At 35.5% G+C, this 9,198-nt stretch carries 7 protein-coding genes; 5 read left to right on the forward strand and 2 right to left on the reverse strand.

The window, feature by feature from the left end:
• Positions 1–719 precede the first annotated feature (719 nt).
• Together ACTB0Y_RS03080 and ACTB0Y_RS03085 are read right to left on the reverse strand one after the other, a co-directional pair.
• A complete protein-coding gene (locus ACTB0Y_RS03080) occupies positions 720–1,670 on the reverse strand; it encodes an SGNH/GDSL hydrolase family protein (protein WP_463205326.1) in 951 nt (316 codons plus the stop codon).
• Between the two features lie 11 nt (positions 1,671–1,681).
• Positions 1,682–3,130, reverse strand: a complete 1,449-nt coding sequence (locus ACTB0Y_RS03085; protein ID WP_463205327.1) for an MBOAT family O-acyltransferase — start codon at positions 3,128–3,130, stop codon at positions 1,682–1,684.
• A gap of 517 nt (positions 3,131–3,647) precedes the next feature.
• Here ACTB0Y_RS03085 and ACTB0Y_RS03090 point away from each other — a divergent pair.
• The 5 genes from ACTB0Y_RS03090 to ACTB0Y_RS03110 all read left to right on the forward strand — a co-directional run bounded on the left by ACTB0Y_RS03090 (position 3,648) and on the right by ACTB0Y_RS03110 (position 8,651).
• Positions 3,648–5,066 (forward strand): glycosyltransferase family 39 protein, encoded by a 1,419-nt coding sequence (locus ACTB0Y_RS03090; protein WP_463205328.1) that lies wholly within the window; start codon positions 3,648–3,650, stop codon positions 5,064–5,066.
• Between the two features lie 189 nt (positions 5,067–5,255).
• Positions 5,256–6,530 (forward strand): arylsulfotransferase family protein, encoded by a 1,275-nt coding sequence (locus tag ACTB0Y_RS03095; protein WP_463205329.1) that lies wholly within the window; start codon positions 5,256–5,258, stop codon positions 6,528–6,530.
• Positions 6,523–6,666, forward strand: coding sequence for a hypothetical protein (locus ACTB0Y_RS03100; RefSeq protein ID WP_463205330.1), 144 nt, complete (start codon positions 6,523–6,525; stop codon positions 6,664–6,666). Before ACTB0Y_RS03095 ends, ACTB0Y_RS03100 begins: the two co-directional genes overlap by 8 nt.
• Positions 6,663–8,054: a hypothetical protein gene (locus ACTB0Y_RS03105; protein ID WP_463205331.1), complete on the forward strand. Its 1,392-nt coding sequence runs from the start codon at positions 6,663–6,665 to the stop codon at positions 8,052–8,054. Before ACTB0Y_RS03100 ends, ACTB0Y_RS03105 begins: the two co-directional genes overlap by 4 nt.
• 72 nt (positions 8,055–8,126) lie before the next feature.
• Positions 8,127–8,651 carry a hypothetical protein gene (locus ACTB0Y_RS03110; protein WP_463205332.1) on the forward strand — a complete coding sequence of 175 codons (525 nt, stop codon included), beginning with the start codon at positions 8,127–8,129 and terminating at the stop codon, positions 8,649–8,651.
• Positions 8,652–9,198 lie beyond the last annotated feature (547 nt).

Genomic DNA, 9,198 nt, shown 5'->3' on the forward strand with positions numbered 1-9,198 from the left:
CATAAAACTGGCACAAAACGAATCCGAATTAAAATTGCGCGCGCCCAAAAAGTGGCACAATTTGAACCGGAATTAGTGGCACAAACCACTCCGGAAATGGTGGCACAAATCGAATCAGATTATCCACCGTCCCACACACTCGCACCGAGTGTGCCGTGATGAGCTCCCTACGGACGGTTGTAATCGGTATGTTTTATATTGAAAATGATGTATAGAGATTACCTTCGTTGAGCTCGTAAACTCAGTTTGCAATTTCGGGCAAACTGTTAAACTGGTGTTATAAAATTAGTAAGTAAAAAGCGGTACAAATAAAAAAAAGTAATATAGTAAAACCTAAGGCGTTATTGCTATAGCGGTAACCTGAAGAAATCTGTTTTAATAAACTGGAACGGGAAATCTGAAATGGCTTCTACTGATAAAGATTGTGATCGCCATGACATTCTCAATTTAAGGTTTGTACAGCTCAATCAGCGACGCCATCGCGCGGAGTGCAGCGAAAAAGCTATCTGCCTATACCTATCATTAGAAAACAACAGCAAAGCCAAAACCATACTGCTGTTTGTATTTCAATTTTACTTTTGTATCTATTTGCCTCGGGATAAGATATCCCTGCTTTCGTTTCCAATCATTAATAGCACCAATCGCAGATCGGCGCTAGCTGGGTTTTCCGGTTTTATTAAAATTCAAACTTTCAGATGAGATTGCAAAATTTAAATTTATTATTCAGGTTTCGTCTTTTTAAGTAAAATCGAAATATCATCTAAAAAAATTTCACTAAACAGTTGCTTTCCCTTATCATTTAAATGGTCCGAATTACTATAAAGCCTTGGTTTGTTTGTAAATCTTTTATCATGGCTGTAATTAAGGTAAAGAACATCATATTTCGTAGCTAAATCATGCATCTTAGAAAAATAGTTTTCATTCAACCAGTCCTTACCAAAATTTTTGTTATACGCGCTATAATAAGGTGTTGTAACCAACACGGGCTGATGATTTGCATCTTTTATTTCCTGAAGCAACCTTTCAAGGTAAGCCATATTTTGAGCTTCTGATGAAAAATTACTGAGCATTTTATGCCTTTTCGCCCGTCTTTTTGCATGGTGATTAAGTTTTTTAATTATGCTTTCTCTGTCTGGCTTTTGTGTCGGAGCATTTTTTATATGCTTCTGTTTTTTTACATGCTTTTGTTCTTTTTTGGTTTGAATGAGTTTATTAAAGGCCTCCTGTAGTTTATAAATCGATAATTTAACGTCTTTTTTAACAGAGTAATTGTAGATATGCTCCGATGGTAAGTAATTATAAAACTTATTAGCAAACGCTTCTCCCACCTTGCCATCTGTGCGGTTTTCGTCTAATCCAAATGCAAAATAAGAGACTGGAATGACCACAACACCATTATCTACCAAATAATTATTTTCTTTTATGAACAGATAGTTATGCAGGTCATAAAAAAGTGTATTTCCCGAAAAATTAAAATGCATGCCGGTTAAGCCGCTGTTATCATAAGAGAAGTCTGCACCGTGAGAAGTGCCCAGATTGATGATATTCAGTTTCCCTTTCCTTATCTCGAGCAGTCTGACTCTCCAGTGATTATTTTTTGGATAAGCTAAAAATATGGTAATAGTAATCAATGAAAGCATTACAACTATTTCGGTTACAAATTTTCTCATTGCCTAATGTTTTAAAATTGAAAGTAGATAAACTCCTGCACTTCAAGCGACATGAACAAAACAATTGCCATAATTAACAAATAGGTAGCAACATAAACAACAATTTTGGGTTTGGATTTTATGAACTGAAAACCATATTCCTTATCGCGGCCAATCCACTCGATTATAATAAAAATAATCAGAATGATATAAATTTGATTGATTTCATTTGTTTTCAGCATACCCGGAACCTTAAAAAAAGATTCTGTGAAGAATCCTCCAATATAACTAAGGGCATGTCCGATGCTTTCTGCTCTGAAAAATATCCATGCAAATACAGTCAATCCAAAGGTAAGTACCATGGAAAACAACTCTCTAAGTGATGGTATCGATTTTCCTTTTCCAATAATATCAAGGTTTTTACGGTTGTTTTTTGTGAGTAGCAGGGGAAGGAAAAACATAGCGTTTAAAGCTCCCCAAACTATAAAAGTCCAGTTTGCGCCATGCCAAAAACCACTTACAACAAATATTATGAAGGTATTTCTGATTTTCATTCCTGTACCACCTTTGCTTCCACCCAGGGGAATATACACATAATCCCTGAACCAGGTGGAAAGGGAAATGTGCCAACGCCGCCAGAACTCGGCTATGTCACGCGAAAAATAGGGAAATGCAAAGTTTTTCATTAGATTGAAGCCCAAAAGCCTTGAAGTACCAATGGCAATATCAGAGTAACCAGAAAAATCACCATATATTTGGAAAGTGAAAAACAATGCGCCCAATACTAATGTAACCCCGGAATAATCTGCGGAGTTATTAAATATTAAGTTGGCATATTCAGCGCAATTATCGGCGATTACCATTTTCTTAAACAACCCCCACGTAATTTGAAGTATGCCATCCATTGCTTTTGAGTAGCTGAATTCGCGTTTTTTATGGAACTGGGGAAGCAAATTGGATGCTCTCTCAATTGGACCTGCTACCAGTTGCGGAAAGAAACTCACAAATGCCATAAAAGAGATAAAATCTCTTGTGGGTTCAAGTTTTCGTTTGTAAATATCAATGGTGTAGCTTAACGTCTGAAAAGTATAAAAGCTAATGCCTACAGGCAGGATAATATTTAAAGAATTAGCTTTAATTTCTGTTCCAAAGAAAGAAAAAGCGGTGATGAAGTTGTCTAAAAAAAAGTTGTAATATTTGAAAAAGCCCAGGAATCCGATATTGACTAAAATACTGGTCCAAAGTAGTATTTTTCTTTTACGTTGGTTTTCTTCTTTTAACAACCCAAGTCCTACTGTATAGTCAACAATAGTGCTAAATAAAATCAACAACAAAAATCTCCAGTCCCACCAACCATAAAACAGATAGCTTGAAGCGACAATAAGCAAATTTTGGAGCTTAATATTTTTGCTTCCTATGATCCAGTAGAAAGCAAAAACAATTGGCAGGAAAATGGCAAAATCAATTGTATTAAAAAGCATCGTAATTTATTGTTGACTTAAACCATTTCAACACAGAAATATAATTATTCATAACTATTCTGGTGGCTGAAATATTAGGACATATAAATTGCTTAAAATTGTGCCGCCAAATCTAACAATGTTTTTGATAAAATACAATCACCTTTATCCGAAATTTATTTGCCTCAGGATAAAATATCCCTGCGTTCTTTTCCAATCCTAACTAACACCGATCAAATATCAGCGCTAGCTTGATAAGCATCTTTATTAAAAAGTTTTTTAGTTGCGATGGGTTATCAGGTACTTTACTAATATCGGGAGATAGAATAATAGAGTTTGGTTAATCGCCATATAAGGGCATAAGATAAATCTGCCACCAGTAAAAGAAAAAACAAAATAAATAGTATTTTCTTAAGATTGTTCACACTTAAATTTTGTAACATTTTTGAATTGTTTATATTGTAGAATAACTTTTTAAAGACTATTTTTACACGTTTTTGAATTTTTAACACCAACGCTCATGGCTCTGAACAAAAGAATGAAAAAGCAAAACATAGTTCTATTTACTATACTTTTCACCCTCATCAATCTGGTTGCGAAGATATGGAATATTCATGAACATAGTCTTTATGGAGACGAACCTTTCAGCCTGTTTTTCTCCCAACAATCTCTACCTGAACTCTTTGAAAGAATAATAAATGACAAAAATCCATTTTTATACTTCATGATTCTGCATGGCTGGATTAAACTTTTTGGGGTAACAGTAGTCAACGCAAAACTTTTATCAACAATTTTCAGCAGTCTTGCTGGAGGACTAATTTTTGCACTTGGAGCTAAACGCTTTAATAGCAGGTTTGGACTAGTGGCTGCAGGACTTTTTCTGGTATCTTTTTCTCAATACTTTTATGCTCATGAAATTCGTGCGTTTGCGTTGGTGTCCCTTCTTGCTGTTTTATCAATCTTTATATTCTTAGAACTAATAAAGAAACCTAAAAGATGGCATATACCGGCATTAGCATTTGTTAACCTTGTTATGATATTGTCACATTACGCATCTTTTTTATTGCCTATTATTGAACTTATTGGAACCCTTTTATTCATCAAACAAAATAAGAAGGCATTCTTTTATTTTACTTATAGCCAGACTATTGCTTTTGTTTTTTTCTTGCCATGGTTTTTATACTCAACAATCAATCACGTTCCAACGGCTGGTGAGTTTTGGCTGGCTGTCCCTACACCATATCGCATACTTAAGGTGGGAATGAATGTTGTAAATCCTGTTCTTATGGCAGTAAATCTATTATCTTTCATCATTATTTATAATCCAGGATTAAGGAAAAAAACAATAAAAAAGGAATTTGATAAAAAAATATATTTCTTCTTATCTTTAGTTTTTTGGGGTACTCTCATTCTCAATTTCTTAGTGTCACAAAAATTTCCAATCTTATTAGATCGCTATGTGCTTTTTGCCTCCATAGGCATCTTTTTAGCGATAAGTTACTTATTTACACACCTTAATCTAACCAAAGTAATTTTCGCTACCTCATTTATTGTTTTACTTGGATTCTTGCTTTCTGTGAATTCGTATGATAATCAACAAGAAAACTGGCCTGAATTGGTCAATAACGTTAAAAGTAGCAAAAATAATAAAACCCTGGTTGTCATACACCAATGGTGGGAATTTAGAGCATTTTCTTACTATTATAAACCAGATTACTTTAGGGACTACAAAAACACTGTCCCCAAACTAAGGAATGATAATATCTACCCAATTGGAAATGCTAATTCCATAAAAGAGCTCATTCAAAATAATAACCCTGAAAAAATTATAATAGTTATGTGTCAAAGTGGGAAAAAGGAATTGTTTTTTAATCTGATGAAAAAATCTGGATACAAAAACAAAGACTATTACAAAAATAAGGGGCTCTCCTATGCAATATTTAAAAAAAATCAATAAATTTTATTTATCATGTCTGTTTGCATAATTACTAGTTTTTATTAATAATATCAGACTTATTCGGGGGCTAATGCACTCCGCTGTAGCTTTACAAATTATTATTGGTTACATTTTAATATAAAAACTTGTTTCACTTGACCGTTAAAACAATTAAAATTATTTTTGCCACCCAAATTTTAGTTGATCGTTATGAAAAAAGCACTAACAGTATTCTCGATAGTCGTAATTTCACTTTTCATCCTCTCTTTATTCGGATACATGGTCAACCAGATTTCAAGTGAAAATAAAAAATTTGGTTTTCTAACAGAGCCGGTAAAATTTATGTATTCCTTTCCAGAACTTTTTGAGCAATCGGTAGAAGAGGTTAAAGGCCTACCTAAAACATTTATACCTACCCCTAAAAACTTCGAGCCAATAAACAAACTCAACAAAGACATACTGGTGCTTTCAACCTTTTCTGACACCAGCAACTCAAGATCACTCGTAGTAAGGAATCTTAAAAACGACTCCATTTTAAATAAATGGACTCTCAGTCACGGGCATGTTGAACGTAGTAGGATTATGCATCCTCTGCTATACCCGGACACATCCGTTGTATTCGCTTTCTATTTCAAACCATCAGGCTTAAAAAGAGTCAGTAAAGAAGGCAAACTAATATGGAAACAGGATAGCGTAATAATACACCACTCCATGGAGCTAAACAGCGATGGCGATATTTGGGCTTGCTCTAAAGATCGCGTTTATTGGGCAACGGGTATGTACAAGCTTAACGAAAGGCGTGTTTTTTATATAGACTACCCCATAACCAAAATTGATGGTGAAACCGGTGAAATTCTTTTTCATAAGTCAATATCACAGATATTGAAAGATAACAATCTTGAGAATTACATTCTAAAATCTCCAGTTCCTAAAGACCCTATCCATGTAAATGATGTTCAACCAGCATTAAAAACAACTCAATTTTATCGGAAAGACGATGTCTTTATCAGCTTAAGAAATTTATCTTGTGTTATTCATTACAGGCCCTCTACAAATAAGGTAATTGATATTATTGAAGGTCCCTTTATTAGCCAACATGATGTTGATTTTCTAAATGACAATACATTGGCTATTTTTAACAATAACTTTTACATCAGAAGATCCAGGGAGACAAAGAAACCGCCAAAAGATTCAGCAACATTAGTTGACCTGGGTGATTTCTATTCAAATGTTGTAACATATAATTTAAAAAACAACAGCTATTCTTTTATTGGTGACTCACTGTTTAAAACAAATGAAATCTTCACTGCAACAGAAGGACTGGTAGAATTCATTGATTCATCGACTTATTTTGTGGAGGAGCAAAACTCCGGATTGCTTTGGATTATTAAAGACAATGAAGTTGTATATAAAAACGTTTTCAAATCACAACATAAAGGACATCACCATTTACCAAACTGGACAAGAATAATAAACTATGATTAACTTATACATCGGACCCGGACTGGGCATAGGTACAATTGTGTTGATTTTTATTATCGGAGGTATTGTAGTATTTGCCTTTGGGTATATCTTTTGGATGAAATTCAAAAGGTTTTTCAGGAAAAAAGATAAGAAATGATATATTACGCAATTCTTCTGATAAGCTTTTTTATAATTTTCCTTTTTATCCGCTTAAACCGGGTTGCTTTTCAAAAATTGGCTAAAAGTAGCCTGGAATTGGTCAATGGTCTTATGGCCGAAACGGATGAGGATGAAAAAATTAAAGATGTACAGCAAAAAACCAATGGTTTAGTTGCCGCTCTGTTTAAAATGTTTTTGGTAATCATTATTGCTTTTGCCGTTGGTAGTATCCCAATAATCATCTATGCCCTGGTAACAGAAACAAACTACCAGGAACTCGATTTTTCCTCGTTTTATGCCATACTTTTTCTTTCCCTGGGGGCCACCATTCCCTTTATAATTCCATCGGGCAAGAAAAAAACTTCGGATTACTCCGAACTCTCGCAGCTATTGCACAGAATGGCACTCGACAACTACAATATTTCCAACCGTTTATTTAAAAGAGAAAAGAAAAAAATCAGAAAAAAAGGCTTAAAACAGCGGCCCGATTTCGTAATTGTTTCAGGGCTCGCGCGAGCCGGGACAACCAGTTTAATGAACGACCTGTCGGAGGTTGATGGCTTTGTATCGCTCAATTATGCCAATATGCCATTTCTGATGGCCCCAAACACCTGGCGCAAATTCTACAAACCAAAAACCGAAAAGCTCAAAGAGCGCAGCCACAAAGATGGCATTATGATTGGCTACAACTCCAACGAAGCACTGGAGGAGTATTTCTTTAAAGTAAAAGCCGATGATGCTTTTATTAAAGCCGATCACCTTACAGAATATTCTATTTCAGAGGAAACATACAACGACTACCTTGACTACCAAAACATCATAAAACCTGACGATAAAAAAACGTACCTGGCTAAAAACAACAACTTTATTTTAAGGTACAACTCCATGCGTAATTATAATGGAGAATTCATAATGGTGCTAATGTTTCGTGACCCACTAACGCATGCTGCGTCATTAATGGAAAAACACATCGAATATCAAAAATTACAAAAAGAAGATCCTTTTGTGCTTGAATACATGAACTGGCTGGGACATCATGAATTTGGACTAAACCAAAAACCCTTTGTTTTTAATGCGCATGAGTACAATAATCCATATGATAAAACCAGCTTAAACTATTGGTTGAAAAACTGGATTTATTATTACCAATACATCCTAAAAATCGACCATCCGAACACACTGCTGATTAACTATGATGATTATTGTAAAAATCCCGGCATTGTTGTCAAAACCATCCTTCAGAAAACACCATTAAATAGCAAAATCCCCGAATTTCAATCCTTCAACAATTCAAGAAAAACAAACCGGGAGTTTGATAAAAACCTTTATGAAGAAGCTCAGCAAGTTTACGCGAAACTTATCGACAAGGCAAACAGCGGTACATAAAAAGTATTTGCATCAGTTCTAAACTACTATAACTAAAAATCACTATTTTTACTTTTATTTAAATCACTCACTATGAAAAAATTACTGCATATTACATTAGCCCTTTCCATCGCAGCATTGCTGGGAGCATGCTCAACGAGCCAAAACAACCAACCCGATCCGGATTATTTACCAGAACTGAAAGCTGAAATTCCGGCTGAACTACAGGACAATCCTGAAGTTGTGGAATACATTGAAACCACAACCGAAGCGCTAAATGAGCTTTCCATCAACCTCGAGGACCTTTTTGTAAAAATTGAGCCTTATGTACACAAAGACGAAAGCGAACTCTCAACCATGGAAAAACTCAAAATGAGCAAACATGTTTTGGCTTTCACTGCACAAATGGCTAAGGTTGGTGCCCGTATGGCCACCATGAAGCAAACTTATCACATGATGTCTGACGACCTCACCGAAGAAGAACAGCAAGCACTGGATGTGATCAATGAAACCTTTGAAAAACGTATCCGTGAGCTGGATAAAAAATATGAGAATCTGGATAACATCCATATGGACCCCGACGAAGAAATGCCGGAACCGGATTCGGCGATGGTTTAAATGCGCAGCAGCATATGGACCCGTCATGGCAAGACCTCGCCTCCCAAAATCCTGGAGGTCTAATGAAATAGTGACAGATTACATAAAAGATAACCTATGAGGGTCTTGCTCGAAGCGAGGCCCTCACTAAGTAATGCTGATTGACGCTAAAGAGGTACGCTGGTCCAAGCGTCATTAAGGTTGTCCAAAATGCGCATTACATACTTCTGTTTACAGGAATGTTTTCTCGCAACGCACGCCACGAAAATAATACGCAGCGCACGCCAAGATTTCCTACGTTGCGATCGTTGCGCCTTCGTTGCGAGCTTTGCGTGAAATAATATTCCAGGATGTCACTGTTAGGAAGTGTGGTAGCCGTCTGTTGAAACCTTCGGTTGCGATGAATTAGAACGGAACTGTTTTAGCCTAAATCATTTGCCCATTTTAACCCAACTTGAAAACACAAACGCATAAATAACTTCCATTGAGTGCATTATGATTTTGTTTTTTACAATTGGGGGACTACTTTTGTTTTTCTAACATATGGGCGGTGTTTAAAATTATGGCT

This window comes from Salinivirga sp. (assembly GCF_055145285.1).

Bases quoted from the DNA above. Each gene is read 5' to 3' on its own strand.
- ACTB0Y_RS03080 (WP_463205326.1), bottom strand. From the start codon at position 1,670: ATGAGAAAATTTGTAACCGAAATAGTTGTAATGCTTTCATTGATTACT.
- ACTB0Y_RS03085 (WP_463205327.1), bottom strand. From the start codon at position 3,130: ATGCTTTTTAATACAATTGATTTTGCCATTTTCCTGCCAATTGTTTTT.
- ACTB0Y_RS03090 (WP_463205328.1), top strand. From the start codon at position 3,648: ATGAAAAAGCAAAACATAGTTCTATTTACTATACTTTTCACCCTCATC.
- ACTB0Y_RS03095 (WP_463205329.1), top strand. From the start codon at position 5,256: ATGAAAAAAGCACTAACAGTATTCTCGATAGTCGTAATTTCACTTTTC.
- ACTB0Y_RS03100 (WP_463205330.1), top strand. From the start codon at position 6,523: ATGATTAACTTATACATCGGACCCGGACTGGGCATAGGTACAATTGTG.
- ACTB0Y_RS03105 (WP_463205331.1), top strand. From the start codon at position 6,663: ATGATATATTACGCAATTCTTCTGATAAGCTTTTTTATAATTTTCCTT.
- ACTB0Y_RS03110 (WP_463205332.1), top strand. From the start codon at position 8,127: ATGAAAAAATTACTGCATATTACATTAGCCCTTTCCATCGCAGCATTG.